At 71.5% G+C, this 24695-nt stretch carries 25 protein-coding genes and 1 pseudogene; 17 read left to right on the forward strand and 9 right to left on the reverse strand.

Annotation, left to right across the window (positions count from 1 at the left end; translation table 11 throughout):
* Positions 1 to 34: 34 nt before the first annotated feature.
* From ABZX96_RS15800 to ABZX96_RS15815, 4 genes are all read left to right on the forward strand, one after another.
* Complete coding sequence (locus tag ABZX96_RS15800; RefSeq protein ID WP_355544164.1) at positions 35 to 802, forward strand: SDR family oxidoreductase; 768 nt, start codon at positions 35 to 37, stop codon at positions 800 to 802.
* A gap of 292 nt (positions 803 to 1094) precedes the next feature.
* Positions 1095 to 2105 (forward strand): aldo/keto reductase, encoded by a 1011-nt coding sequence (locus ABZX96_RS15805; protein ID WP_355544054.1) that lies wholly within the window; start codon positions 1095 to 1097, stop codon positions 2103 to 2105.
* Between the two features lie 56 nt (positions 2106 to 2161).
* Positions 2162 to 2581, forward strand: coding sequence for an SRPBCC family protein (locus tag ABZX96_RS15810; RefSeq protein ID WP_355544057.1), 420 nt, complete (start codon positions 2162 to 2164; stop codon positions 2579 to 2581).
* A 209-nt stretch (positions 2582 to 2790) separates the two neighbouring features.
* Positions 2791 to 2964: a hypothetical protein gene (locus ABZX96_RS15815; protein ID WP_355544060.1), complete on the forward strand. Its 174-nt coding sequence runs from the start codon at positions 2791 to 2793 to the stop codon at positions 2962 to 2964.
* 515 nt (positions 2965 to 3479) lie between these two features.
* Here the strand turns inward: ABZX96_RS15815 and ABZX96_RS15820 are convergent.
* Genes ABZX96_RS15820 through ABZX96_RS15830 form a run of 3 tightly spaced genes read right to left on the reverse strand, consistent with a single transcriptional unit; the run spans position 3480 to position 5417 of the window.
* Positions 3480 to 3899 carry an arsenate reductase ArsC gene (locus ABZX96_RS15820; RefSeq protein ID WP_355544063.1) on the reverse strand — a complete coding sequence of 140 codons (420 nt, stop codon included), beginning with the start codon at positions 3897 to 3899 and terminating at the stop codon, positions 3480 to 3482.
* A complete protein-coding gene (gene arsB, locus ABZX96_RS15825) occupies positions 3892 to 4995 on the reverse strand; it encodes an ACR3 family arsenite efflux transporter (RefSeq protein ID WP_355544065.1) in 1104 nt (367 codons plus the stop codon). Before arsB ends, ABZX96_RS15820 begins: the two co-directional genes overlap by 8 nt.
* Positions 4992 to 5417, reverse strand: a complete 426-nt coding sequence (locus ABZX96_RS15830; protein ID WP_355544068.1) for a metalloregulator ArsR/SmtB family transcription factor — start codon at positions 5415 to 5417, stop codon at positions 4992 to 4994. Before ABZX96_RS15830 ends, arsB begins: the two co-directional genes overlap by 4 nt.
* A gap of 80 nt (positions 5418 to 5497) precedes the next feature.
* Here ABZX96_RS15830 and ABZX96_RS15835 point away from each other — a divergent pair, with 80 nt between their 5' ends.
* Positions 5498 to 6013, forward strand: a complete 516-nt coding sequence (locus tag ABZX96_RS15835; protein ID WP_355544071.1) for an ArsI/CadI family heavy metal resistance metalloenzyme — start codon at positions 5498 to 5500, stop codon at positions 6011 to 6013.
* A 191-nt stretch (positions 6014 to 6204) separates the two neighbouring features.
* On the opposite strand, the gene ABZX96_RS15840 is transcribed toward ABZX96_RS15835, so the two are convergent.
* The gene (locus ABZX96_RS15840; RefSeq protein ID WP_355544074.1) at positions 6205 to 6465 is read right to left on the reverse strand and encodes a hypothetical protein; all 261 of its coding nucleotides are present in this window, start codon (positions 6463 to 6465) and stop codon (positions 6205 to 6207) included.
* Between ABZX96_RS15840 and ABZX96_RS15845 the strand changes: the two genes are divergently transcribed.
* Positions 6458 to 7372 carry an aminoglycoside phosphotransferase family protein gene (locus tag ABZX96_RS15845; protein ID WP_355544077.1) on the forward strand — a complete coding sequence of 305 codons (915 nt, stop codon included), beginning with the start codon at positions 6458 to 6460 and terminating at the stop codon, positions 7370 to 7372. The genes ABZX96_RS15840 and ABZX96_RS15845 overlap by 8 nt on opposite strands.
* A gap of 349 nt (positions 7373 to 7721) precedes the next feature.
* Here ABZX96_RS15845 and ABZX96_RS15850 read toward each other — a convergent pair whose 3' ends face one another.
* On the reverse strand, positions 7722 to 9056 hold the full coding sequence (locus ABZX96_RS15850; protein WP_355544080.1) for an alpha/beta hydrolase: 1335 nt from the start codon (positions 9054 to 9056) through the stop codon (positions 7722 to 7724).
* Between the two features lie 400 nt (positions 9057 to 9456).
* Here ABZX96_RS15850 and ABZX96_RS15855 point away from each other — a divergent pair, with 400 nt between their 5' ends.
* The 3 genes from ABZX96_RS15855 (at position 9457) to ABZX96_RS15865 (ending at position 13402) form a co-directional block, all read left to right on the forward strand.
* The gene (locus ABZX96_RS15855; RefSeq protein WP_355544083.1) at positions 9457 to 10269 is read left to right on the forward strand and encodes an ABC transporter ATP-binding protein; all 813 of its coding nucleotides are present in this window, start codon (positions 9457 to 9459) and stop codon (positions 10267 to 10269) included.
* Positions 10254 to 12101, forward strand: coding sequence for a hypothetical protein (locus tag ABZX96_RS15860; protein WP_355544086.1), 1848 nt, complete (start codon positions 10254 to 10256; stop codon positions 12099 to 12101). Before ABZX96_RS15855 ends, ABZX96_RS15860 begins: the two co-directional genes overlap by 16 nt.
* Before the next feature lie 248 nt (positions 12102 to 12349).
* On the forward strand, positions 12350 to 13402 hold the full coding sequence (locus tag ABZX96_RS15865; protein ID WP_355544089.1) for a GNAT family N-acetyltransferase: 1053 nt from the start codon (positions 12350 to 12352) through the stop codon (positions 13400 to 13402).
* A 219-nt stretch (positions 13403 to 13621) separates the two neighbouring features.
* On the opposite strand, the gene ABZX96_RS15870 is transcribed toward ABZX96_RS15865, so the two are convergent.
* Positions 13622 to 14770, reverse strand: coding sequence for a hypothetical protein (locus ABZX96_RS15870; protein ID WP_355544167.1), 1149 nt, complete (start codon positions 14768 to 14770; stop codon positions 13622 to 13624).
* A gap of 652 nt (positions 14771 to 15422) precedes the next feature.
* Here ABZX96_RS15870 and ABZX96_RS15875 point away from each other — a divergent pair.
* Positions 15423 to 15719: a hypothetical protein gene (locus ABZX96_RS15875; RefSeq protein ID WP_355544092.1), complete on the forward strand. Its 297-nt coding sequence runs from the start codon at positions 15423 to 15425 to the stop codon at positions 15717 to 15719.
* Positions 15716 to 15964, forward strand: a complete 249-nt coding sequence (locus ABZX96_RS15880; RefSeq protein WP_355544095.1) for a hypothetical protein — start codon at positions 15716 to 15718, stop codon at positions 15962 to 15964. The genes ABZX96_RS15875 and ABZX96_RS15880 overlap by 4 nt, the downstream gene beginning before the upstream one ends.
* Positions 15965 to 16099: 135 nt before the next feature.
* Here ABZX96_RS15880 and ABZX96_RS15885 read toward each other — a convergent pair whose 3' ends face one another.
* Entirely contained in the window at positions 16100 to 16861 is a 762-nt protein-coding gene (locus ABZX96_RS15885) for a class I SAM-dependent methyltransferase (protein ID WP_355544098.1), read from the reverse strand.
* 276 nt (positions 16862 to 17137) lie between these two features.
* Positions 17138 to 17692 (reverse strand): hypothetical protein, encoded by a 555-nt coding sequence (locus ABZX96_RS15890; RefSeq protein WP_355544101.1) that lies wholly within the window; start codon positions 17690 to 17692, stop codon positions 17138 to 17140.
* Between the two features lie 180 nt (positions 17693 to 17872).
* On the opposite strand from ABZX96_RS15890, the gene ABZX96_RS15895 reads away from it, so the two are divergent.
* Positions 17873 to 18796, forward strand: coding sequence for an oxygenase MpaB family protein (locus ABZX96_RS15895; RefSeq protein ID WP_355544104.1), 924 nt, complete (start codon positions 17873 to 17875; stop codon positions 18794 to 18796).
* 33 nt (positions 18797 to 18829) lie between these two features.
* Here ABZX96_RS15895 and ABZX96_RS15900 read toward each other — a convergent pair whose 3' ends face one another.
* The gene (locus tag ABZX96_RS15900) at positions 18830 to 19750 is read right to left on the reverse strand and encodes a DMT family transporter (protein ID WP_355544107.1); all 921 of its coding nucleotides are present in this window, start codon (positions 19748 to 19750) and stop codon (positions 18830 to 18832) included.
* Between ABZX96_RS15900 and ABZX96_RS15905 the strand changes: the two genes are divergently transcribed.
* From ABZX96_RS15905 to vph, 5 genes and pseudogenes are all read left to right on the forward strand, one after another.
* Positions 19749 to 21251 (forward strand): PLP-dependent aminotransferase family protein, encoded by a 1503-nt coding sequence (locus ABZX96_RS15905; protein WP_355544109.1) that lies wholly within the window; start codon positions 19749 to 19751, stop codon positions 21249 to 21251. The two genes, ABZX96_RS15900 and ABZX96_RS15905, sit on opposite strands and share 2 nt — an antisense overlap.
* 258 nt (positions 21252 to 21509) lie before the next feature.
* On the forward strand, positions 21510 to 22187 hold the full coding sequence (locus ABZX96_RS15910; RefSeq protein WP_355544111.1) for a DsbA family protein: 678 nt from the start codon (positions 21510 to 21512) through the stop codon (positions 22185 to 22187).
* A gap of 223 nt (positions 22188 to 22410) precedes the next feature.
* Positions 22411 to 22737: a DUF2795 domain-containing protein gene (locus tag ABZX96_RS15915; RefSeq protein ID WP_355544113.1), complete on the forward strand. Its 327-nt coding sequence runs from the start codon at positions 22411 to 22413 to the stop codon at positions 22735 to 22737.
* A gap of 124 nt (positions 22738 to 22861) precedes the next feature.
* Positions 22862 to 23737: pseudogene (locus ABZX96_RS15920) on the forward strand (helix-turn-helix domain-containing protein); the annotation flags it as partial.
* A gap of 57 nt (positions 23738 to 23794) precedes the next feature.
* Positions 23795 to 24658, forward strand: coding sequence for a viomycin phosphotransferase (vph, locus tag ABZX96_RS15925; protein ID WP_355544169.1), 864 nt, complete (start codon positions 23795 to 23797; stop codon positions 24656 to 24658).
* Positions 24659 to 24695 lie beyond the last annotated feature (37 nt).

Genomic DNA, 24695 nt, shown 5'->3' on the forward strand with positions numbered 1-24695 from the left:
ACCGCCGTTTCCGGAGAGGTGTTCGACCGATGCAATCAATCTCAGCGGACGTACCGCGCTGATCACCGGATCGACGGCGGGGATCGGCGAGGCGACCGCGCAGGCGCTGGCCGCCGCCGGGGCCGACGTCGTGGTCAACGGCCGCAACGCCGACCGCGTCGCCGAGGCGGCGGAGCGGATCGGGGCGCGCGGCGTCGTGGCCGACGTCGGGACGGCGGAGGGGACGGACGACCTGATCCGGCAGGTGCCCGAGGTCGACGTCCTGGTCAACAACACCGGCGTGTTCGGGCCCCGGCCCGTCTTCGAGATCCCCGACGGGGAGTGGCTGCGGCTCTTCGAGGTGAACGTGCTCTCCGGGGTGCGCCTGGCGCGCCATTACGCGCCCCGGATGGCCGGGCGCGGGTGGGGGCGGGTGATCTTCGTCAGCAGCGAGGCGGGCCTCCAGACGCCGACGGACATGGTCCATTACGGGGTGACCAAGACGGCGCAGCTCGCCGTGTCGCGCGGGATGGCCCAGGAGCTGGCGGGCACCGGGGTCACCGTGAACTGCGTACTGCCCGGGCCGACGATGAGCGGCGGCGTGCTGGCCATGTTCGACGAGCTGTATCCCGGGCTCGACCCGGCGGAGCAGGAGCGGCGCTATCTGGCGGAGAACCGTGCGGCGGCTTCCCTGCTCAAGCGCCTGATCCGCCCCCACGAGGTGGCCAGCATGATCACTTACGTGGCGTCGGAGCAGGCTTCGGCGACCACGGGCAGGGCGCTCGGGGCTGACGGCGGCCTCGTCCCCACGATCGTTCCCTGACGGGCGTCCGGGCGGCGTCCGGCGGGGCTGGGCGGGGGCTGGGTGATGGCCGTCGGACGGTTCGCACCCGGCGGGCCTGCGGTGCAGAAAAGCCCTCACTTGCATTAGCCAGCGTCTGCAACTATTGTTCTTACGTGTAAGGAGCTGCTGCAACTAACGCACTCCGCCTGTACCACCCCGGCGGGTGTCCTCTCCCCCCGGTGTCCGGCTCCCCCGACGAGCCGCCGCACCCGAGGAGCCCGCTCCCCCCGGCCTCGCCCCCATACGAGGCACCGATCGAAAAGGCACCACCATGTCCCTGAAGGAAATCCTCCCCGGCCGTCTCGGCTTTGGCACCGCCCCCCTCGGCAACATGTTCCGCGCGATTCCCGACGAGGACGCCCGCGCCACCGTCGAGGCCGCCTGGGACCAGGGCATCCGCTACTACGACACCGCCCCCTTCTACGGCGCCGGCCTCGCCGAGGAGCGCCTGGGCCAGGTCCTGGCGACCAAGCCCCGCGACGCCTACGTCCTGTCCAGCAAGGTCGGCCGGGTCATCCTGGACGAGATCGAGACCGAGGTCCCCGACTTCGGCGAGAAGGGCGGCCTGTTCGAGCACGGCAACCCCAACAAGGTCCTCCACGACTGGACCGCCGACGCCACCGAGCGCTCCATCGAGGGCACCCTGCGCCGCATGGGCACCGACCGCCTGGACATCGTCTGGGTCCACGACATCGCCCAGGACTTCCACGGCGACGCCTGGGTCAGCAAGTTCGAGGAGGCCCGCACCGGCGCCTTCCGCGTCCTGTCGCGCCTGCGCGACGAGGGCGTCATCAAGGCCTGGGGCCTGGGCGTCAACAAGACCGAGCCCATCGAGCTGACCCTCGCCCTGGACGAGCCCCAGCCCGACGGGTTCCTGCTGGCCGGCCGCTACACCCTCCTCGACCACTCCCACGCCCTGCAGCGCCTGCTGCCGCTGGCGCAGGAGCAGAACGTGGACATGGTCGTCGGCGGCCCCTACAGCTCCGGCATCCTGGCCGGTGGCACCAACTTCGAGTACCAGCAGGCCCCGCCGCACATCATCGAGAAGGTCAAGCGCCTCAAGGCCCTCACCGACAAGCACGGCATCAGCATCAAGGCCGCCGCGCTCCAGTTCTCCCTGGCCCACCCCGTGGCCGCCGCCGTCATCCCCGGCGCCACCCGGCCCAGCCGCATCGCCGAGGACACCGCCGCCCTGACCGAGAACATCCCGGCCGCCTTCTGGACCGACCTGCGCGCCGCCGGCCTGGTCAGCCCCGCCGCCCCCCTCCCCAACGGCGCCTGACCACCCCCATCCCCCCCACATCCCCCCACACCAGCACCACCCCCCGGAGAAACACCATGGCCTCGACGTCCGTCAGCCGCATCGTCCCCGCCTCGCCCGAGAAGGTCTGGAGCCTCATCGGCGGCTTCGACGCCCTCCCCGACTGGCTCCCCTACATCCCCCAGAGCACCGCACTCGAAGGCGGCCGGGTCCGCCGACTGACGAACCCCGAGGGCGAGGTCATCATCGAACGCCTCGTGGACTTCAACGAGACCGAACGCCACTACAGCTACGCCATCCTCCAGGCCCCGTTCCCCGTCAACGGCTACGTCTCCACCATCCGCGTCCACACCGTCCCTGGCCGCGACGATGTCGCCGAGGTGCAGTGGTCCGGACGCTTCAACCCCGAAGGCGCCACCGAGCAGGAAGTCGTCGACCTCTTCACCGGCATCTACGCCGACGGCCTCGACGCCCTGAACCAGACCCTCTCGGCCTGACACCGGGGTCAACCGCTGCCGGCCCCACCTCGCGGCCCGGGTACGCACCCCCCGTACCCGGGCCGCTGTGCGCCTGGGGCATGGGGTCGTTCAGGGGCCGGACTGTCCGGGACTGCCGATGCGGCAGGCAAGGCGGGGCGTAGCCCAAGCGCCCCGTCCGCGCACGCGGTGCCCGGGCGTGGGCGCCGCGCACGTACAGCGAGTTCGTCGTGCGCGGCATCGTGCACTCCAAGATGGTGGCCACCGTCCCGACGTTGGCCGAGCGGCGCGCGCTGTGGCGCCGTGGCCTGGCCCGGGGCGCGGCCGTCGCCGGGGAAGGGGCCTGGCGGATCGCGGAGGGGGCGGTGGCCGCAGTCGGCGAAGAGCCGATCAGCCGGCCGTGAGGGCGTCGGCGACCTGCTGCCGGTTGCGGCACCCTGCTTGACCACGAGTGCTCGTCGGCTCGGCAGGGCGCGCTCCGGAGACGTCGGCGCGAAGGGCGGTCGTTCAGCTTGATCGGGCGGGTACTTGGGGCGCCGACGCACCACGTCCGCCGGTCCCTGTACCAGAGCGGGCGGCGTCCGCTCTCACCTCGCGGCAGTGCTCCGAGCGGAATGTGGCCGTCAGCGATGGCCGTTGAGCATGACCGTCAGGGATGGCCGCCGCTGACGGTCATGCTTGCGTCGGGACCACGGTGTTTGGCGAGAAGGGCCACTTCCGGTGGTGGCGGCCGACGCGCTCGCGGGTGCCGACGACGCGGAACCCGGCCCGGGCCCGCTCGGCGCGCCCGGGCCGCCGCGTGGTGGCGACGCGGGGCGCCGTACAACCGTGAGGCGTCCCCGGTACAACCGTGACGCGTCCGCCGCACAGCCGTGACGCCTCCGCCGCACAGCCGTGACGCGGATGCCGGTGGTGGCCGTTACCCGCGGGCCTCGATGCCGAGTTCGGTGAGCAGGCCGCGCACCCGGTGCTCGATCGCGTCGCGGATGGGGCGGACGGCGTGGACGCCCTGTCCGGCGGGGTCGTCGAGCGTCCAGTCGAGGTAGCGCTTGCCCGGGAAGACGGGGCAGGCGTCGCCGCAGCCCATGGTGATGACGACGTCGGATACCTGGACGGCGTCGGCGGTCAGGAGCTTCGGTGCCTCGGCGGAGATGTCGACGCCGACCTCGCGCATCGCCTCGACCACGGCCGGGTTGACCGTTTCGGCGGGGGCGGAGCCGGCGGAGCGGACGTCGACGCGGTCGCCGCCGAGGTGGGCGAGGAAGGCGGCGCCCATCTGGGAGCGTCCGGCGTTGTGGACGCACACGAAGAGGACCGAGGGCTTCCGGGATTCAGACACGCGCGGAGACCTCCGGGGCGCCGGTCGGCCGTTCGGTGGGCGGCGGGGGGAAGCGGCGGCGGGCGGCCAGGGCGACGTAGACGAGGCCGATGAGGACGGGGACCTCGATGAGGGGGCCGACGACGCCGGCGAGCGCCTGGCCCGAGGAGGCGCCGAAGGTGGCGATGGCGACCGCGATGGCCAGTTCGAAGTTGTTGCCCGCCGCGGTGAAGGCGAGCGTGGTCGCGCGCGGATAGTCCAGGCCGACGGCGCGGCCCAGCGCCATCGATCCGGCCCACATGACGCCGAAGTAGACCAGGAGCGGCAGCGCGATGCGGGCGACGTCGAGCGGTCGCGAGGTGATCGCGTCGCCTTGGAGGGCGAAGAGCACGACGATGGTGAACAGCAGCCCGTACAGGGCGAAGGGGCCGAGGCGGGGGACCAGCTTCGACTCGTACCAGGTGCGGCCCTTGGCCTTCTCGCCCAGGCGGCGGGTGAGGTACCCGGCGGCGAGCGGAATGCCCAGGAAGATCAGCACCGAGCGGGCGATCTCCCACACGGACACGTCCAGCGCGGTGGTCTCCAGACCCAGCCACCCCGGCAGGACGGACAGGTAGAACCAGCCCAGCCCCGCGAACGCGATCACCTGGAAGACGCTGTTGAGCGCCACCAGGACGGCGGCGGCCTCGCGGTCGCCACAGGCGAGGTCGTTCCAGATGATCACCATCGCGATGCAGCGGGCCAGGCCCACGATGATCAGACCCGTCCGGTACTCGGGCAGGTCCGGCAGGAACAGCCAGGCCAGGGCGAACATCACCGCGGGCCCCAGCACCCAGTTCAGCAGCAGCGACGGCACGAGGAGGCGGCGGTCGCGGGTGACCGTGTCGAGGCGGTCGTAGCGGACCTTGGCCAGCACCGGGTACATCATCACCAGCAGCCCGAGCGCGATGGGCAGCGAGACCCCGGTGACCGTGACCTTCGCCAGCGCGTCCCCCAGACCGGGAACGAGACGGCCCAGGCCGAGACCGGCGCCCATCGCGGCGAGGATCCACACGGCGAGGTACCGGTCGAGGAAGGACAGCCGGGCCGCCACCGTGGCGGTGGCCGCGCCGGTCACGAGGGGACCTCGGCCGTCTCGGGCAGGGGCCGCCCCGGAAGGGGCCTCTCGGGCAGGGGCCGCCCGGCGGGGCGGGTGAGGATGCCGGCGAGGCGGTCGGTCGTCTCCGGCAGCAGCCGGTAGTACACCCATGTCCCCCGCCGCTCGGAGGCGATCAGCCCGGCCTCGCGCAGCAGCTTGAGGTGGTGGGAGACGGTCGGCTGCGACAGTTCGAAGGCCGGGGTGAGGTCGCAGACGCACACCTCACCCCCGGCCCGGGAGGCGATCATCGACAGCAGTCGCAGCCGCACCGGGTCGCCCAGGGCCTTGAAGACCTTCGCCAGTTCCACCGCCTGGTCCTCGGCGAGCGGCGCGATCAGCAGGCCGGGGCAGCAGTCGTCGGGGCCGTCCTGCCCGAGGACCCGCAGTTCTTGTTTCGACATGCTTCTATATTGACGTTCTTCGATGCGAGGGCGCAAGCTTGTATCGATTTCCATCGATACAGCCAGGTGAGGAGAGTGTCATGTCCCGTGTCCAGCTCGCTCTGCGCGTCGCCGATCTGGAAGGCTCGATCGCCTTCTATTCGCGACTCTTCGGCACCGAACCGGCCAAGCGCCGCCCCGGCTACGCCAACTTCGCCGTCACCGAGCCACCGCTGAAGCTCGTCCTCATCGAGGGCGACTCCGGCCAGGACACCCGCCTGGACCACCTCGGCGTCGAAGTGGAGAGCGCCGACCAGGTCACCGCCGCGACCGAGCGCCTGAAGGAGGCCGGACTGGCCACCTTCGAGGAGAACGACACCACCTGCTGCTACGCCTTGCAGGACAAGGTCTGGGTGACCGGCCCGGGGAAGGAGCCGTGGGAGGTCTACGTCGTCAAGGCCGACGCCGACACATCCCTCGGCACGAGCGCCGACACCATGCCGAAGGGGTGCTGTGACGCTTCGGCACGTGACGCTTCGGCATGTGATGTTTCGGCACGTGACGCCTCCGCCTGTGGCGCTCCTGAAGGGCGGGTGGCGGAACCGGGCCGGGGATGAGCGCCGTCAGGCGAATACCGCACGCCTCGGGAAACGGCCTGAAGTAGAGCGGTCCGCCGGAAAACGGTTGGACAGTCCGCCTTCCGTCCGATGGGATCGGTGATCGGCTGGTGTGCGCGTCGGCGTTCGGCGGTTTCGGCAGTGTCGGCGGTTTCGGCGGCGTCGTCGCCGATGGCATCCGGTCGCTGACGTTACGGGGTCGCCGGTGACGCGAAGCCACCTCGGCCGCCGGAATTGCCGAAGTCGCCGAAGCAGTCGACGGCGTATACAGCGTATACGCCGTCGAACTCACCGAACTTGTCGAACTCACCGAACTCACCGAACTCGCCGAAGGCGCCGTTCCTGCACAACTCGTCGCGCCGTTCGACGAGTTCGACCGATCCGCGGAGGGGATTCCTGTTGTCTGCTGGTGATGGGTTGGGAAGTGGTCCGCGTTCTGAGGACGTGTCCATCGATATCGATACCGCGCTCGTACGGCGGCTGATCGCCGCGCAGTTTCCGCAGTGGGCCGATCTGCCCGTCAAGCCGTCCCGCACCCAAGGGTTGGACAATGCCACTTACCGGCTGGGCGAGTCGATGTCCGTGCGGCTTCCCCGTTATCCCCGGTGGGAGGGGCAAGTGGCGCGGGAACAGCGGTGGCTGCCGTGGCTCGCTCCCCAGTTGCCGTTGCCCATCTCCGTACCGCTGGCCCAGGGTGCTCCGGGCGAGGGGTACCCCTTCCCGTGGTCCGTCTACCCGTGGCTCGACGGCGAGGCGGTGGTCCCCGAGGAGCTGGCCGACCTGGAGCGAACGGCCAAAGACCTGGCCGGGTTCCTCTCCGCGTTGCAGGGCATCGATGCCGCCGGTGGCCCGCCGCCGGAATGGAGCAACGCGTTCCGTGGCGTGGATCCGCACGACGAGCGGGACTCGGCGGTCGTGGCGACACGGCTGCGGGCCCGCATCGCGGCTCTGGAGGGGCTGGTCGACACGGACGAGGTCACCGAGGTGTGGGAGACGGCTCTGGCCGCGCCACCGTGGGATGGACCGCCGGTGTGGGTCCACGGTGATCTCGCCCCCTCCAACGCCCTGGCCGTCGACGGCCGGCTCAGCGCCGTCATCGACTTCGGAACCCTGGCCGTGGGTGACCCGGCGTGCGACTTGATCTCCGCCTGGACGATTCTGGACGCCCCGTCCCGGGAGGTCTTCCGCGCGGAGCTCGCGGTCGACGACGCGACGTGGGCCCGGGGCCGCATATGGGGACTGTCGGCTGTACTGCCGTCCCCGGACGACCTGGCCGGGGACGATCCGCGACGTGCCGCAGCCGCCCGCCGTCGTCTGGACGAGCTCGTCGCCGATCACCGGGAGCGCGGGAACGGCTGAATCACCGGCCGGGTGGCCTCCGGGCGATCGTGCCCGGCCGACCGTGTCCGGGTGATCGTGCCCGGCCGCCCAAGCCCGGGTGACTGGCCGGGTGATAGTTCCGGTCGGTCGATCGGTCGGTCGATCCGTCGGTCGATCCGTCGTGACCGGGTGACCAGCCGGGGATAGTTCCGATCGGTCGGTCGATCCGTCGTCTCCGGGTGGTCGTCGTCGGTTGTCCCCAGTCGGACGAGTACGAGCGATTGCCCGCGCCCCCGTACGGATCGCGGAACCGGGCACCACCTGAGGACCGGTCGGCGCACGGCCGATCGCCGGTCGGTCCTCAGGGGCAGGGGACTTCGCGCATCCGTCAGCGGTGGCTTGTCGGTGCCGGGTCGTGGAACTTCACCTCCGGGTTGGCGCCCGAAGGGCCGTCCAGCAGGGGCTGCGGTATTCGGCGGAGGTGCTGGTCGAAAAAGGCGCCGACGTAGGCGCGGGTGATGTCGGCCGAGCGCGCCCCGGTCAGCGGGGGCTTCGGACCGGGGCGGTCGAGCTGATCGCTGAGGGCGGGGATGTCGGTGAAGGTGAAGTGGTCCGAACCGGCGACGGTCAGCCAGCGCTTCCAGCCGTCGAAGCGGGACCACGCCTCGTCCCAGGTCTTGTCCTCGCCTCCCGGGCGGTGGGTCTCGTCGTCGGTGCCCAGCAGCATGAACGGGCGACCGTTGAGACCGCTGGCAGGTACGGGAGAGCCGAAGGTGCCATCCATATTGACGCCCGCGGTGATACGGCGGTCCGTCGCCATCGCCGGCACCGCGCTCGCGCCGCCGAGCGAGTGGCCGACCATGCCGATCCGCTTGGTGTCGATCAGGCCGGCGTGCGGCCACGCCGGGTTGGGACCGGTCAGCCGGTCCAGGACGAAGGAAACGTCCTTGGCGCGTCCTTCGGCGGCGTACTTGATGTCCTCCAGTGTCTTGACCTTGTCGCAGGCGAGACAGGTGAGCATCCGTCCACCCGGGAACGCCGTGCCCGCGGACTCGTACGCGTGGTCCACCGCGGCCACCACGTACCCCCTGCTGGCGATGTCCTCGGCGAGAGCGGTGACGGTGTAGCGCGAGACGCTGAACCCGGGGGAGAGCACCACGAGCGGGTACCTGCCGTGGAGGGGCCGGGCGTGCTCGCGGCTGTGCGTCGCCGTGGAGCTCACCTTTTCGGCCGGGATGTCGTCCAGTTCGGTGCCTTCGAGCATCAACCGGACTTCCTCGGTGGTGGCGTACCGCGCGGGTCTGCCGGTACCGGGCCGCGCGGGGAAGTACGTGGTGACCATGAGTTCACGGACCTTCGCCGTCGGCACCCAGGGGTCCGGGCGGTGACGGTCGACGAGGTGGAGCGTGTCGCGACCGACCGCGAACGGCCCGGTGGGACGGGGTAAGGCGAGGCCCGCCGCGCGCGGATCGGCGCTGACGGCAGCGGTCTGGGCGGTCTGAGCGCTTTGGGCGGCGGGGGAAGCCGGAGTGGTCGGGGAAGTGAGAGCGGTCGGGGAAGACGGAGCGGTCGGGGCAGTCTGGGTGATATGGGCGGTATAGGTCGTCTGGGGCGCGGCGGTAGGCGCCGGGGCCGCCCAGGCGGTGCCGGCCGCGGCGACGGGGAGCGCGGCGAGCGTGAGCGCGAGTGCGGCGGCACGGGAACGGTGAGTGATGCGATTCATGAGTCGACGTTAAGTCGCTTGGCTCAACTGGCACATCAACCTCTGGTCTGGCCTTGACCCGGAGGTGATGTCAGGGGTGCCCCCTACATTCTTCCGCCCACCCTCAGCGATTCTCTCGGAGCCTTTCGGGGCGCTGTGGGCAGCAATGCATTTCGGGGACGAGCGGGTACGACTTGAGTCCCATGCGGGGGAGCGCGCGGCGCACGCACGGTACATCGGGACCGATACCGATGCCGCATACCGGGCGAGAGAACCCGGATAGACCGGCCTCGACCCGCACACCACCCAAGACCTGAACACCCATCACACGGAGACTCCCACAGAGGCCGATATCTTCTCCCGATAGATACGAGAGATACGAGAGATACGAGGAGTAAGAGATGAACAGGGAGTCGAGTTCTTGACTGCGCGAAGCGAGTCGATGGTGGTAACCCCGCCGTTCGTCGATAAAAACCAGCCGGCGGCTTTGGAACTCGCGGGGCTGCACAAGGAGTTCGGCACCTACACGGCGGTCGAGAGCGCGCATTTGTCGGTGGCTCCCGGTTCGTTCTACGGACTGGTCGGTCCCAACGGCGCCGGGAAAACCACCACCCTGTCGATGGCGGTCGGTCTGCTGCGTCCTGACGGGGGACGGGCCCGGGTCTTCGGAGTCGACGTGTGGGAGGAGCCCGAGCGGGCCAAGGCCTTGATGGGGGTGCTCCCGGACGGCTTGGCGCTGCCCGAGCAGCTCACCGGCCGGGAACTGCTCACGTATCTGGGACGGCTCAGGGGTCTCGACAGGGCGACCGTCGCCGCGCGGGTCGAGGAGCTGCTCACGGTGCTGGAGCTGACCGGCGACGTGGAGCGGACGCTCGTCATCGACTACTCCACCGGCATGCGCAAGAAGATCGGCTTGGCCACCGCCCTGCTGCACGGGCCGAGGCTGCTCGTCCTGGACGAACCGTTCGAGGCGGTGGACCCGGTGTCCGCGGCGACGATCAAGCGGATTCTGCGGCGTTTCGTGGCGTCCGGCGGTTCCGTCCTGCTGTCCAGTCATGTGATGGCCCTGGTCGAGCAGCTCTGCGACACCGTGGCGGTCATGGCCAAGGGGCGGGTGGTGGTGGAGGGCCCGGTGGACCGGGTGCGGGGCGGCAAGACGTTGGAGGAGACCTTCGTCGAGCTCGTCGGTCACGATGCCGGCGGCGGGGAAGGGCTGTCGTGGCTGTCGCACTGATCCAGATGAAGCTCGCCGTCCTGCGGCGGGACCTCACCGGCCCTCGGGCGGGCTGGGTGTTCGGCGGCGCGCTGGCCGGCCTGACGCTGGCGGCCGGAACCATCGCCCTGGCCACGGTGAAGGCGCGGGATGCGGGAACGGTCCGGGACGTGCTCGCCGTCGCGTTCGCCCTCTGGACGCTCGGCTGGATGCTGGGGCCCGTCTACACCGGGCAGCCGGTGCTGCGGCCCGAGCAGTTCGCGCTGCAGCCGATCCCGCGCCGCAGGCTGGCGCTGGGGCTGCTCGGCTCCGCGTTCGTCGCGGTGACCACCGCGGTCTCGCTGGTGGCCTTCGCCGCCCTGCTGGTCTTCGGCATACGCCTCGGCGCCGCGCCCGCTCTGGTGGCGGTGCCCTGTCTGCTGCTGCACCTCGCGGTGGTGGTGCTGCTGTCGCGGCTGATGGGGCGCCTGTTCGGGGCGCTGTCCCGCTCCCGCGTGGGCGCGGCGATCAGCGCGGTACTCAGCGGGGCGCTCCTGGTGGCGAGCTCGTCCGGCTGGATCGTGCTCACGGCCCTCGACCCCGTCCTGACGAGGGGGTTCTCCGATGCTTTCGCCACGGCCGTGCGGGTCCTGCCGTCCGGCTGGGGCGTCGTCGCGGTCGAGGCGTCGTCCCGCTCGGACTGGACGACGACGGTGTCGGCAACGGCCGGTCTGGTGGTGCTCCTGGCGCTGCTGTGGCTGATGTGGACGCGCTCGCTGGGGCCGGTCCGGTGGGCCCGGCCGACGGTGCGCGGTTCGGCGGCCGACCGTGCCGAGCCCCGCGGCTGGGCGGCGACGAGCCCGACGGGCGCGGTGTACGCCAAGGAGCTGCGGACCTGGACCCGGGACCCACGGCGGTTGCAGGGCCTGATCATGCCGCCGGTCTTCGCGGTGCTGAGCTGCCTGGTGCCGCTGGCGTTCGGCTCGTCCGCGTTCCTGCCGTTCCTGGGCGCGGTCACCGCCCTGATGGGCGCCGCCGCGTCCGGGAACCTCTACGGCCAGGACGGCACATCGCTGTGGCTCACGCTGCTCACGCCCGGCAGCGAGCGGGCCGACGTGCGCGGCCGGCAGTTGGCGTGGCTGGTGCTGTTCACGCCGATGACCCTGCTGCTCACGGTGGTGGGCCTGGCCGTGGCCGGCCAACCGGACCTGACGCCCTGGGCGCTGACCGCCACGTTCGCCGTCCTCGGTGGCGGGGCGGGCCTGGTGCCGCTCGTCGGGATCGACCAGCTCGCACCCGGACCCGACCCGCGGGCAAGTAAGAATGCGCCGATGGACCACTCGGACGTCGCGGGTCAGGCGTTCGCGATGCTCTTCCTGGCACTCGGGACGGCGGCGCCCGCGCTGGCCGTCGTGGCGGCGGGCGAACTCCTCGGCACCCCGGCACTGACATGGGCCGGGGTGCCGGTGGGCCTCGTCACCGGCGTCCTGGCGTATGCGGTGCTCGGCCGGGTGGCCCACGGGAAGTTGGTCAAGCGCGGGCCCGAATTGCTGTATCTGATGCAGAAGGGCAAGGAGCAGCAGGCCAAGACGGAACCGGGAACGTCGTTCGTCAAGTCGCTGCCGAAACGCCGGCAGCGGTTGCTGTGGAGCAGTTTCTTCGTCGGCTGCATAGCGCTGTTCCCACAGGCGCTGGTGCCAACCCTGATGAAGGCGTCGGGGAATGTGGAGCCCCTGTGGTTCCTGGCGCTGCGTCTGCGGGGGGAGTGGCAGTGGCCGGTGATCGCCCTGATGTATGCGATCGGGGCGCTGTCCTTTACGGTGTCGGCGCTGATCGTGGTCAGCGCGCTTCGTGCGGCGCGGGCCCGTACCTGACGGCGAATTGCCGTAACTCACTTCGGGGTGACGGCACTTGGTTCGGGAATTGCCGTGCGGGGGATTGCCCGGGTCTCTGGGGAAGGGGCCCGGGCTCTTCCTTGTAAGGGTTGATCGACGTATGGCCCGTAAGGACAATTTCCTGACTCATGCACTCGCGGACTCGTGGGTTCGCGGGCTCGCTCACTCGGGCCGATGCCGTAACGCCGTCACCGGCCCGATTTCGTCACCGACCGAGAGAGGCTGGCATGCACGACGTACGCCGGGCGCGGATAGCCGACCACCCCACACTCGTGGAGTGCGTCCAGCGGTGGTGGGGCGACTCCCGCACCCCTGAACAGGCACGGGAACTCTCCCTGCTGCTGCCCCGGCTCTTCCTGCAGCACTTCGCGGGCACCAGTCTGGTGCTGGAGGACGAGACGGGGATCCGGGCGTTCCTGGTGGGTTTCCACTCCGCCGACCACGCGCACGAGGCGTACATCCACTTCGTCGGTGTGGACCCGGAGCTGCGCAAGCGCGGGGTGGCCCGTCGGCTCTACACCGCCTTCTTCGAGCACGCGGCGGCGGCCGGCCGCACCGAAGTACGCGCCGTCACCTCGCCGCGGAACACCGGATCGATCGCGTTCCACCGGGCCATGGGCTTCGAGCCGGACGCGGGGGACGAGGAAGTGGACGGCCTCCCGGTACACAGCGACTACGACGGCCCGGGCCAGGACCGGGTGACCTTCCGCAAGAAGCTCGGCGCGCCGGAGGCCGGTACGTCGGGGGCCCGTGAGCCGGAGGCCCGCGCGCCGGAGGCCCGCGCGCCGGAGGCCCGCACGTCGGAGGCCCGCGAGCCGGAGCCCCGCACGCTGGAGCCCTTCACGACGCGCGCGGCGGTGCCGGAGGACTTCGACGCCGTCGTCGCGGTGATCGACGACTGGTGGGGCCGTCCCGCCTCCCGCGACCTGACCCGGGTGTTCGTCAACCACTTCCACGAGACGAGCCTGATCGCCGAGCGCGACGGCGAGCTGGCGGGCTTCGTCATCGGCTTCCTCTCCCCGTCCAACCCGCGGGAGGCGTACATCCACTTCACCGGGGTCGCCCCCGCCTGGCGGCGCACCGGACTGGGCCGCTTCCTGTACGAGCGGTTCTTCGCCATGGCGCGCGCGAACGGCCGGACCGTCGTCAAGGCGCTCACCTCACCGCAGAACGACCGCTCCATCGCCTTCCACCGGGCCCTCGGCTTCACCCCCTCCGCCCCGATCGCGGACTACGACGGCCCGTCGCTGGACCGGGTCACCTTCCGACGCGAACTCTGAGCCGCCTCTCCGGGAATCGGGCAGCCACGCCGCCTGAGTGCCGGGTGCTCGTCCGGTGGTGTGGCTGACCGGCGGTGTGCCCACCCGATGGTGTGCCCACCCGGCGGTGTGGCCGACCCGGCACGGCGCGCGGGCCGGACCTGAGATCCCGCTCCCAAGTTGGGCGCGCTGCACCACGCGCCGGGCCCCGCCGATCCGGCAGGGCCCGGCACGCGGCGATCAGCAGAGGCCCACGCCCGGGAGCTCGTTGTCCGGTGAGCGGAAGTAGATGTTGGAGATGTAGCCGTGGTACTGGGGGAGGTAGGCCCACCACCGGTTGGTGTAGGGCGGGACGGTGACCTCCTGGCCCTCCTTCTGGCAGCCGACGAGCACCTCGACGCCCGCGGGCAGATGCGTGAGCACCGTCGAGTCGGTGGTCGTCCCGGAGCGGACCCGGACGCCGGTGCCCCAGGTCTCGAACCAGGTGCCCGCCGGGCGGCCGATCCCCGGCAGGTTCAGTGAACGGGTGAGCCGGCCGAGGTCCGTGTACGCCTTGCCGAACGTGGTGTCGGTGCCGTGCAGGCTGAAGACGGCCACGATGTAGCGGTCGCCCGTACCGACCGTGCCGGTGGTGTGCAGCGCCCGGCGCCGGGTGTCGACATCGGTCACGCCTGCCCGGCCGCGGGCCGAGGGCGCGTCCGTGCCGCTGCTCGCCGCGGAGGGTCGCGTGGCGGCGTCCGCCGCGGTCGCACCGGTGCCGCCCGTGCCGGACGGTTCGCCGTTGAGGCAGTCACTGCCGGAGCCGAAACCGGACCACCCCTGTTTCACCGCCCACGGGCCGTTGAAGGCACCCGGGATGCCGAAGCGCTGGTCGAAACCGTCGGTGCCGCAGCGGGTGGACTGCCGCAGGTTGCCCATGACGAAGTCCCGGACCGGCGCCGGCGCCTGATCGAGCAGGTAGCGGTAGATCTTCACCGTGTCGGCCGCCGACAGGGCGGTGTAACCCCAGGTGGTCGGGGTGGACGCCGGAGGCGGGGCGGTGTCGGTCAGGCCCAGGCGCGTGACCATCCGGTCGACGATGGTCCCTTTCCCGTTGAGGTTCCAGTAGTAGCTCGCGGCGTCGTCGTCGCTGCTGCGCAGCATCGCGTCCAGCCGGGTGCGGTCGGCGGCGGGGATCTCGTAGGTCGGGCCGCGGTTCCACAGGTAGTCGAGTGCGATGAGCAGTTTGACGACCGAAGCCGACCGGAACTGGGTCCGGGTGTTGAGCTGCTCGGTGAAGCCGCCGGTCTGCCGGTCGAAGACCGCGACCCCGGCCGTCACTCCGGCGGGCACGTCGATCCGTGCGTCGCGCACGCGGGCCCGCACGGGATCTCCGTCCGGAGCGGCCACCGGGTCCGGTGCCGGGGCGGCGGTGGCGGTGGTGCCCGAGACCGCCGTCACCAGCGCCGCGCCCAGCAGGGCGAGCACCGGTATGCGGCGCGTCCGTCGTACCGGCCGCCGAAGGGCGGCGCGCCCCGGATCCGGCGCGGTCGCGCCCGGGCGTGGAAGGGATGTGGTCGTTGTGGTGGTACGTGGTGCGCTGACGGACACGTCGCCCCCTATGACGATGCGCTCTCGGCCTGCCGCCAGGGCCCGGCCGAACGTCCTGTACCTGCCAGAAATGAACGAGAACAGCGTGTCCTATGTGAGGGGTGGTCGGGTAGGGGAATTTGAGTCCCGTGTGCGTCGTGCGCATCGCACGCATCGTGTGCTTCTGCTGTCTCTGCCATCCCTGTTGTCCCTGCCGTGCCTGGTGTGCCTGCTGTCCCCCTGGAGTCGTCCGACACCGCCCCGGCCACGTTCCTGCGGCACCTGTGTCACTCCCGCCACGTCCGGCGCCCCCACCGCCCACACCACCTGACTCGTCTCCCCGCGCCCGTACATATGCTCGTCCGCACGCGCCACGCCAGGGCGCTGGACTACGCTCGGCCCTCAGCACGCCCCCGCCGGGCCCAGAGCGGTACGCGCCCCGGCGCCGGGCCGAGAGCACCGGGAGGTCGCCGTGAGCCGTGAGTGGACCATCGACTCCATCGCACACGCCCTGTCCCCGGAGCGACGTCACGAGTTCCTGCGCGAGATCAACCTCACCCCCGTTTCCGGTCTGCCGGCCGTACTGGAGCGCTGGATCCGGCTCGCCACCGCCCGGCGGGAGATGTCCGACACGGTGCGGGCGGCCGAGGCCCACCACGCCGCGCACGGCGTGCTCCCGCCCGGGCTGGAACCCACCGACGAAGCCACCGCCCACCTGGACGAGCTGCGCGCCCACTGGCGCGCCGAACAGGGCCGCGGCGCCGCGTGACCTGGCGGTTCCTGACGGGCCCGCATACGCTCGACCAGCTCGCCGGGCTTCCGCCGGAGGCCCGTCCACCGGTGCTGGCACTGATCGAGCGGCTGGAGGAGGACCCTTACCGGTGCTCGGCGCCGTTCGGGCACGATGACGGGCTCACGCGTGAGGCGGTCTTCGGCGACTGGGGCACGATGGTCGTCCTGTGCAATCCGGACACCTGCCAGGTCACGATGCTGGCCGTGGCCTGGACGGGCTGAGCGGCGCCTCGGACCGGAGCGACGCGCCCTCCGACCGGGGCGACGCGCCCTCCGACCGCCCCCCTCCCCAACTCGGCGCCCCCTTCCCCAGTCCGGCGATGCCTCCGGCCGCCCGCCGCTCCCTCCGAACGCCGGTTACGGCTTGCCGACGTGCAGGACGTGCATCCCGGTCGGCCCGGCGCGGTGGCTCCGCACCTCCAGCCCGGCCGCGCGGCACTGCTCCTCCAGGTACTCCGGGGCGAGCCGCAGCTTGGGGTAGCTGCTGGCCTGTAGGTCCCAGGAGTTCCCCGTACGGACATGGACCAGGTCGTGAACCATCACCGTGTCCTCGTCCTGGTAGTCGAGGAAACAGGTGAACAGCCGGTCCTCCGTGTTGCGTACGGGGATGAAGCGGTCCGTTCCCTTCAGTTCCCGGGTGAGATCGCGGTAGGTCGCGATGAAACGACCGCCGGGGCGCAGGGCCTGGGCGATCTCCGAGAGGAGCGTGCGCACGTCCGCCTTGCCGGGCAGGTGGAGGAGGGTGTCGCCCATGCACACGACGGCCGTCACGGTGCCGGGTCCGGTTTCCTCGGACAGCGCCCCTCGTATGTCGCGGTGTACGGGGCGGATGGCCTGGGCCGCTCCCTCCTCCGCCGCGTTCAGGGCGAGTTCCTTGAGCAGCGGGGCGCTGGTGTCCACGGCGATGACGGGCGAGAATCCGAGCCGGGCCAGCGCCAGCGTCTGGGCGCCGGAACCGCAACCGAGGTCGACGGCCACCTCGTTCCCGGACGTGGAGACCACGCCCAGTTCCCGCAAAAGCCCGGCCTGCCCCACGGCGGCGGCGGGGATGTCACCGCCGAGCATCCAGGTGTAGTGCTTCGCGAGCAGACGGTGGTAGTGCTCAACGGCGGACGCCATGAGGGGCCTTTCGTGTGTCGGGGTCGGTTCTTTCTCTTCGGGACCGGGTGCCGGTACGGCGCGGTGCGGCAAGGCAAGGCAAGGCAAGACGCGGTGCGGCGAGGCGAGGCAAGGCAAGGAAAGACAAGGCAAGGAAAGACAAGGCGTGGCACGGCACGGCATGACGCGGCGTGGCTGCCTGACGATTCGACGATGCTGCCGGTCCGTTCGAGCGCTCTGCCGCTCTGCCGGTTCCTTCGAGCGCTCCGCCGACCCGAGCAACCGCGCCGACCAGGGTCATTCGGTGACTCGTGAGAGGGCAAGGGACCGGGCGAAGGCGGCGAGCTCCCGGAAGTCGTCCTCACGCAGGCCGATCCGCGGATTGACGTGGTGCAGGAGCCCCGGCCCGCGGTGGTGCGCGGTCACGTACGCCTGGTCCGGGTCGCCCTGTTCGTCGTCCACCCAGGCGAAGGGACGACCGTCGGCGTACTCCACCAGGGGACCGGTCTTCCAGTGGACCCCGTCGGGGCGTTCGCGGAGCAGGGCATCGCCGAAGTCGACGTAGGGGAGCGCGGGCAGGCCGAGGACCGGGCCGATCCAGCGGTTGGCGTCGCCCATCCATGTCGTGGCCCAGCACAGGTCGTAGCCGAGCCGGAGCAGGGCTCGTCCGTGCTGCGGGTTGAGCCAGAGCTGTAGGGGGCGGTAGCGCCGGATGGGTCCTTCTAGGGCGTCCGCCGATCCGCCGTCCTGGGGCATCCTGAGCGTGGTGTAGCCCTCGGGGCACCTCTCCGGTTCGGCCGCATACGGGTTGAGCGGCCCGTCCACGTCGAGGAACAGCAGCGGTCGGCTCACGAATCCCCCTGGTCCTGCCTGCCGTCGGCACGTCGTCGCAGCTTAATCGCGGTGATCGTCTCGGCGGTAGGCGCTTCCCGCCGGGCACGCCCCTGACCCGAGCCACGCGAACCACGCGTTCGGGATCCCTGACCCGAAGGACTCTCGATCAGCGGCCGTACACCGTGCCAGACTCCGCGCGTGACTCCTCTCGCAACATTGCGCGCCCGGATCCGGACCGAGGTCAACACGCGCGTACACGGCGGCGATCTGCACCTGGAGCGGTACGACAGGCCGTACGGCGATCGCGGGCTGCTCGACGCGGACGACGTGGCGTGGCGGGTGCACGGCCACCCGACCGGCATGCTCACCGGCGGTTTCGCCGCGCTCATGCTCCAGTCGCTGCACCCGCTCGCCATGGCCGCCGTGGACGAGCACTCCGACTTCCGCACCGATCCGGTAGGGCGGCTGCACCGCACGGTCGGGTTCGTCACGACCACCACGTTCGGATCGACGCGAGCGGCGCGGGACGCCATAGAGGCGGTCCGGCGCGTGCACACCCGCATACGCGGGACGGCTCCCGACGGACGGCCGTACCGTGCCGACGACCCGCGCCTCCTCACCTGGATACACGTCGCCGAGGTGTCCTGCTTCCTGGCCGGCTACCAGACCTTCGCCGGCACCCCGCTCTCGCCCGCGGAACGCGACCGGTACTTCGCACGCGTCGCGGTCACCGCGGAGGAACTGGGCGCGGAGGAGGTCCCCCGCAGCGCGCGCGAGGCCGCGCGGTACCTCGCGCGCGTGCGTCCGGAACTGACGGCCACTCCGGCGGCCCGGGACTGCGTGCGGTTCCTGCGCGCCTTCGGCCGCGACCGACGCGAACGCCTCGCCGTCACCACCCTGATGAACGGCGCGGTCGTCCTCCTCCCGGCCTGGGCGCGGGCGGAGCTCGGGCTGCGCCGCCCCCGCGCCGTGCGGGCGGGCTGGGACCTGCCCGCGACCCGCCTGCTCGGCAGCGTCCTGGTGTGGGGCTGCCAGCCGTCCGCCATCGGGACGGCGGCGCGCGGCCGTCTGGGCGCCGGTACGGGTACGCGGTCCATCGCGCGGGACTCGTCCGACGGGTGACGAATAACGGGCGGCGGGGTGGCCGAAGAGAGATCAGTCCCGGGCCCGTTGGGTGACCGCGATGCAGCCGAGGACGATCAGAGCGGTGACGGCGGCGAGCGGAGAGAGCTGTTCGTCCATCAGCAGAACCGACCACACGAGGGTGATCAGGGGCTGGGCGAGCTGGATCTGGCTCGCTTTGGGCACTCCGATGGCGGCCATGCCGCGGTACCACACGACGAACCCGCCGAACTGGGAGATGGCGGCGATATAGGCCATGCCCACGGCCGCCTTGGCGGTCAGGTGCACCGGCTCCCACGGCAGCGAGAGGCCCGTGACCAGGACGGACACCGGCAGCGCGGCGACGACGCCCCAGGCGATGACCTGCCAGCCGGGCATGTGGGAGGCGAGCCGGCCGCCCTGCGCGTACCCGGCGGCGCACACCAGCAGGGCGCCGAAGAGGTAGACGTCGCCCAGGGTCGGCAGGCCGCGGCTCTGCTGGAGGGTGAAGGCGATCACGGTGAGGGCGCCGAGACCGGCGGCCGTCCAGAAGGTGCGGGAGGACCGCCGGCCGGTCAGGACGGAGGAGATGACGGCGGTGGCCAGCGGCAGGACGCCGATGACGACGGCCGAGTGGGCGGTGGTGGACGTCTGGAGGGCCAGCGTGGTCAGCAGCGGAAACCCGATGACACAGCCGCCGGCCACCGTGAGCAGGCCCGGCCAGTGCCGCCGCTCGGGTAGCGGAACCCGGGCGGCGAACAGGCAGACGGCGGCGATCAGGCCCGCCAGCAGCCCCCGCACGCCGGTCGACGTCCACGGGCCGAAGCCGTCCAGGGCCCACACGGTGGCCGGGAAGCTGAAGGAGAACGACACCACGCCGAGGGCGGCCAGGAGAGTGCCGCTGCGAGTATCCCTGGGAGTATCGCTGTGAACCGCTATCGCCGATGATGTGGTAGCGCTATCTTGTGCTGTCATGAAAGACAGTAGCAGTGTCGCTCAATTGGCCAGCGCGTTGCGGAGTGAGCTGAACCGCTACTCGGAAGGGGAGAAGCTCCCCTCCAGCCGGACCCTGATGGCGCACTACCAGGTGAGTCCGGTGACGATCTCCCGGGCGATCGCCCTCCTCACGGCCGAGGGACTCGTCACCTCCCGGCCCGGTGCCGGCGTGTTCAAGGCCACCGCCCGCCAGGTCGCCCGCACGGTCGGCGACGTCTCCTGGCAGGAGGTCGCCCTGAGCGCGGACCCGCCGCACGCCGCCATCGGCGCGGGCAGCCGCGGCGCGGACGCCACCGGGGTCCTCGCCACCCTCACCACCCCGCCCACCGAGGTCATCGACCTCAGCGGCGGCTACCCGCACGCCGTGCTCCAGCCGGAGAAGGCCCTGGCCGCCGCCCTGGCCCGGGCCGGCCGCAGGCCCGGCACCTGGTCCCGGCCGCCGGTGGAGGGCCTGGCCGAGCTGCGGCAGTGGTTCGCCCGCGACATCGGCGGGCCGGGCGGCTCGCTCGACGCCTCGGACATCCTGATCACCGGCGGCGGGCAGAGCGCCCTCACCACCGCCCTGCGGGCGTTGGCCTCGCCCGGTTCCCCCGTCCTGGTCGAATCCCCCACCTACCCCGGCACGCTCGCCATCGCCCGCGCCGCCGGACTGCGGCCCGTCCCGGTACCGGTCGACGCGGACGGAGTGCGCACCGACCTGCTGGCCGAGGCGTTCGAGGCCACCAAGGCCCGGGTGTTCGTCTGCCAGCCGCTGTTCCACAACCCCACCGGCACCGTCCTGGCCCCGCGGCGGCGCGCCGCCGTGCTCGACATCGCCCGGGCGGCGGGCGCCTTCGTCGTCGAGGACGACTACGCCCGCCGCCTCGCGCACGCCGACGCCCCGCCCCCGCCGCCCCCGCTGGCCGCCGACGATCCGGACGGCGTCGTCGTCCACGTCCGCTCACTGACCAAGGCGACCTCGCCGAGCCTGCGGATCGGGGCGCTGTCGGCCCGTGGCCCGGCGCTGGAACGGCTGCGCGCGGTCCAGGTCATCGACAGTTTCTTCGTCCCCCGGCCGTTGCAGGAGACCGCCCTCGAACTGGTCGGCTCGCCCGCCTGGACCAGCCACCTGCGGGCGCTCGCCGGCGCCTTGCGCGACCGCCGTGCCGCCCTGCTCACCGCGTTGAGCGGCGAACTGCCCGCACTCCTCCCGCACCAGCCGCCCCGCGGCGGCTACCTCCTGTGGCTGCCGCTGCCCGACGGGGCCGACGAGTCCGCCGTCACCGCGAACGCCCTGCGCCGCGGCGTGGCGGTCACCGCGGGCCGCCCGTACTTCACCGCCGAGGCACCCGCCCCCTACCTGCGGCTGAGCTATGCCACCGCGCCTGGCATCGCACAGCTGGAGGAGGGGGTCCATCGGCTGCGCCGGGCCATCGTCGGGGACTCCGGGCTTTCGGTGGAGGGCAAGGGCGAGGGCGAGGGCGAGGCTGTGGGGGAGTGAGGGGCGGGGCGGGGGCCGCGTTCCCCCGGTACCCGCGGCCCCGGCATTCCTGACCGTTTTTGACCATAGTGCGTCCGCACTACAACACATTCGCCTATGCAAACGTGCTTAAGGTGAGAAACGCCGTAGCCGGCTGGCGAGGACGAAAGGGCTTACGGGCCCCGCTCCCCATCACTCACCGGCTCTGTGCCATCACCCCGCTCGGTTCGATCCCCGATCCCCGAGCCCCCGAGCACGATCGCAAGGAGTGCCCTCCCCGTGGAACCCGTCCCCGTGGAACCCGTCCGCCTGACCTACGCCTTCGACGCCTACTGCGGCTGGTGCTACGGCTTCGGCCCGGCCGTGCACGACTTCGCCCGGCGCCACGCGGACCGCATCGAGTTGCGCGTCCTGTCCGGCGGTCTGTTCACCGGCCCCCAGGCGGTGCCCGTCTCGGCGTTCCCGTACATCTCCGAAGCCAACGCCCGCATCGCCCAGCTCACGGGTGCCACCTTCGGCGCGGCGTACGAGAAGACGCTCGCGCGGGGGAGCGCGGTGATGGACTCCGCCGACGCCGCCGCCGGTCTGATCGCCCTGCGCCGTCAGGCGCCCGAGCGGATGCTGGACGCCGTGGACGCCATGCAGCGTGCCTGGTACCAGGACGGGCGCAGCCTGTCCGACGTACAGGTCCACCGCGACATCGCCGAGCACCTGGGCCTGGACGCGGACGCCGTCGCCGCCGACTACGCCGCCCCCGATTCCCGGGGCCAGGCCGAGCGCGAGTTCCGCGAGGTCCGAAGCCTGGGCGTGCGGGGCTACCCGACGTTGCTCCTGCACACGCCCGCAGGCCCGGCCCGCCTGGGCGGCCCGCTCTCCTCGGCCGACGAACTCACGCAGGCTCTGGAGCAGTACCTCGCCGCCGAAGGGGGACGGCCCGACCGTCTCGGATCGGCTTGAGACCAGGCCGGACGAGCCCGGACGAGCCCGGGTCAGCGGCCCGGTCCGGTCCGGTCCGGTCGGACGAAGGCGGCATCGGCTCGGGACCGGTGGCGGCGCTCGGCGTCCGAGGCTCTTTGACCTGCACCGGTGCTGTTTCGGCCGTCCGGGCACGGGTTACCCGGATGGGGCAAGAGGGACCACAGGGGGTGCACCCGTCTGGCAGGACTGGCAGGAGAAGATCATGTCCCACGCCCACACCAGCGCGCGCGAGGTCGTCGGCGCCCTCGGAGAGGTCGACTTCCCGGCGGGCAAGGAAGAACTGATCGACGCGGCCAAGACCGCCGGTGCCTCCTCCGAGGTGATCAAGGCGCTGCGCGGCATCCCCGCCGACGATTACGCGAACAAGGAGGAGGTCGCGCACTCGGTACGCGTCGACCCCGACTCCGACCTCGGCCACAGCCGGGCCCAGCAGGCGCAACAGGCCCGCAAGGGCGGCAAGCCGGGCCAGTCCCAGCACCTGCGCGACACCTCGAAGCCGCCCGTCCAGGAGGAACTGGAGGACAGGTGATCCGAGCCGAGCGGCTTCGGCGGCGTCGTCGGATCTCCTAGTGCTGTGACCGAATAGGTTCGCCGGGTTGGTAGTTGGAGCGGTTGGATGGGCGGTGACGTCCATTCCGACCGTTGGAGGTGTGGTGGCCGAGCCTGTGCGGGTGCGCAGACTGACCGACCAGGAAGGGCAGAAGCTGCAGCAGGTCGTGCGCCGGGGCGGTACCAGCTCGGTGCGCTACCGGCGGGCGATGATGCTGCCGGCGTCCGCCGGCGGAAACCGCGTACCGGTGATCGCCCAGCTGGTCCAGGCCGACGAGAACACGGTGCCGGAGGTGATCCACCGGTTCCACGAGATCGGCCTGGCCTGCCCGGGCCCTCAATGGGCGGGAGGCCGTCCCCGCCTGCTCACCCCTGACGACGAAGACTTCGTGCTCCAGACGGCCACCACCCGCCCCACCAAACTCGGCCGGCCCTTCACCCCCCGGTCGATCCGCAAACTCGCCGCCTACCTGCGCCGCGTCCACGGACGCATCCTCCGCATCGGCCGCGAAGCCTTACGCTGCCTGCTTCGCCGCCGCGGTATCACCTTCCCGCGCACCAAGCCCTGGAAGGAGTCCCCCGACCCGGAGCGCGAGGCCAAACTCGACCGGATCGAGCACGTCCTGGAGCACTTCCCGGACCGGGTCTTTGCCTTCGACGGGTTCGGACCGCCGGGGATCCGGCCCACTGCGGGCTCCTGCCGGGCGAAGAAGAACAAGGTCGGGCTGTGCTTCACCCCGACCCACGCCTCCTGGGCCAACCCGATCGAGGCCCACTTCGGACCGCTGCGGCAGTTCACCCCGGCCAACTCAAACCACCGCAGCCACCCCGCGCAGACCCAGGCCCTGCCCGCCTGTCTGCGATGGCGCAACGCCAACGCCCGCCATCCCGACGTCCTGGCCGCTCAACGCCGAGAACGAGCCCGCATCCGCAGCGAGAAAAGCATGCGCTGGGGCGGGCGCCCGCCCGCCGGCGCGGCCCGACAGCACTGCGTGCACATCGCCTCCGACCCATCGAAGGATCCAGAGGACACACCCGTGAGCATCCGTACGACGCATCGCGCTCTGCTGAGCCGTCTGCTGCCCGACGACAAACCGGACGACCTCGCAGTACGTCAGGGGCAATTCCACCTCGTGGTCATTGGCACAGACCGCGTCGTGTGCCTGCCCCGCACCCCGGCAGCCGCCGCCCGGCTGCCCCAGCGGGCGGCCACACTACACGCACTCGCCGGCCTCGATCTCGGCTTCCGCACACCTGAGCCGCTGCTCCAAGACGGCGCCCACGGCACCGACGAGCCACCGTTCCTGGTACTCAGCCGCATCCCTGGAGAACCGCTGCAGACCGACGCCCTCCACGATGCCCAAGTGGCCGACACCGTGGCGGCGCAGTACGCCACGCTGCTGTCCGGCCTGGCCCGTGCCGGCACCGACGAGACCGTACGATCAGTCCTCCCCCAGGCCCCAGAAGGCCAGTGGCGGCGGCTCGCGGAGAACGTGCGCGCGGAGCTGTTCCCGCTCATGTCCGACAGCGGACGCCTACGGGCCGAGCGGGAACTCACCGCACTCGACAGCCTTCCCCACCTCACCCGAGCAGTGGTGCACGGCGACCTCGGTGCCGAAAACGTCCTGTGGGAGTGGGCGCACGGCCTGCCGCGCCTCTCCGGAGTAATCGACTGGGACGATGTCACACTCAGCGACCCGGCCGAGGACCTCGCAGCCATCGGCGCCAGCTACGGCTCTGAGCTCCTGGAGCGGGTGCTCGCCCTGGGCAGCTGGTCAAATCACCGACTCCCCGCCCGCATCGCCGCGATCCGCGGCACATTCGCCCTGCAGCAAGCCCTCTACGCACTCCGCGACGGCGACGAAGAAGAACTCGCGGACGGCCTGGCCAACTACCGCTGAGGCACACCCGCACATCCGCATCATCGAGCACTTCACA

Source organism: Streptomyces sp. NPDC003077 (assembly GCF_040611095.1).
GTDB lineage: Bacteria > Actinomycetota > Actinomycetes > Streptomycetales > Streptomycetaceae > Streptomyces.

Bases quoted from the DNA above. Each gene is read 5' to 3' on its own strand.
- ABZX96_RS15915 (WP_355544113.1), top strand. From the start codon at position 22,411: ATGTCCCACGCCCACACCAGCGCGCGCGAGGTCGTCGGCGCCCTCGGA.
- ABZX96_RS15900 (WP_355544107.1), bottom strand. From the start codon at position 19,750: ATGACAGCACAAGATAGCGCTACCACATCATCGGCGATAGCGGTTCAC.
- ABZX96_RS15865 (WP_355544089.1), top strand. From the start codon at position 12,350: ATGCACGACGTACGCCGGGCGCGGATAGCCGACCACCCCACACTCGTG.
- ABZX96_RS15835 (WP_355544071.1), top strand. From the start codon at position 5,498: ATGTCCCGTGTCCAGCTCGCTCTGCGCGTCGCCGATCTGGAAGGCTCG.
- ABZX96_RS15905 (WP_355544109.1), top strand. From the start codon at position 19,749: ATGAAAGACAGTAGCAGTGTCGCTCAATTGGCCAGCGCGTTGCGGAGT.
- ABZX96_RS15885 (WP_355544098.1), bottom strand. From the start codon at position 16,861: ATGGCGTCCGCCGTTGAGCACTACCACCGTCTGCTCGCGAAGCACTAC.
- ABZX96_RS15805 (WP_355544054.1), top strand. From the start codon at position 1,095: ATGTCCCTGAAGGAAATCCTCCCCGGCCGTCTCGGCTTTGGCACCGCC.
- ABZX96_RS15840 (WP_355544074.1), bottom strand. From the start codon at position 6,465: ATGGACACGTCCTCAGAACGCGGACCACTTCCCAACCCATCACCAGCA.
- ABZX96_RS15830 (WP_355544068.1), bottom strand. From the start codon at position 5,417: ATGTCGAAACAAGAACTGCGGGTCCTCGGGCAGGACGGCCCCGACGAC.
- ABZX96_RS15850 (WP_355544080.1), bottom strand. From the start codon at position 9,056: ATGAATCGCATCACTCACCGTTCCCGTGCCGCCGCACTCGCGCTCACG.
- ABZX96_RS15810 (WP_355544057.1), top strand. From the start codon at position 2,162: ATGGCCTCGACGTCCGTCAGCCGCATCGTCCCCGCCTCGCCCGAGAAG.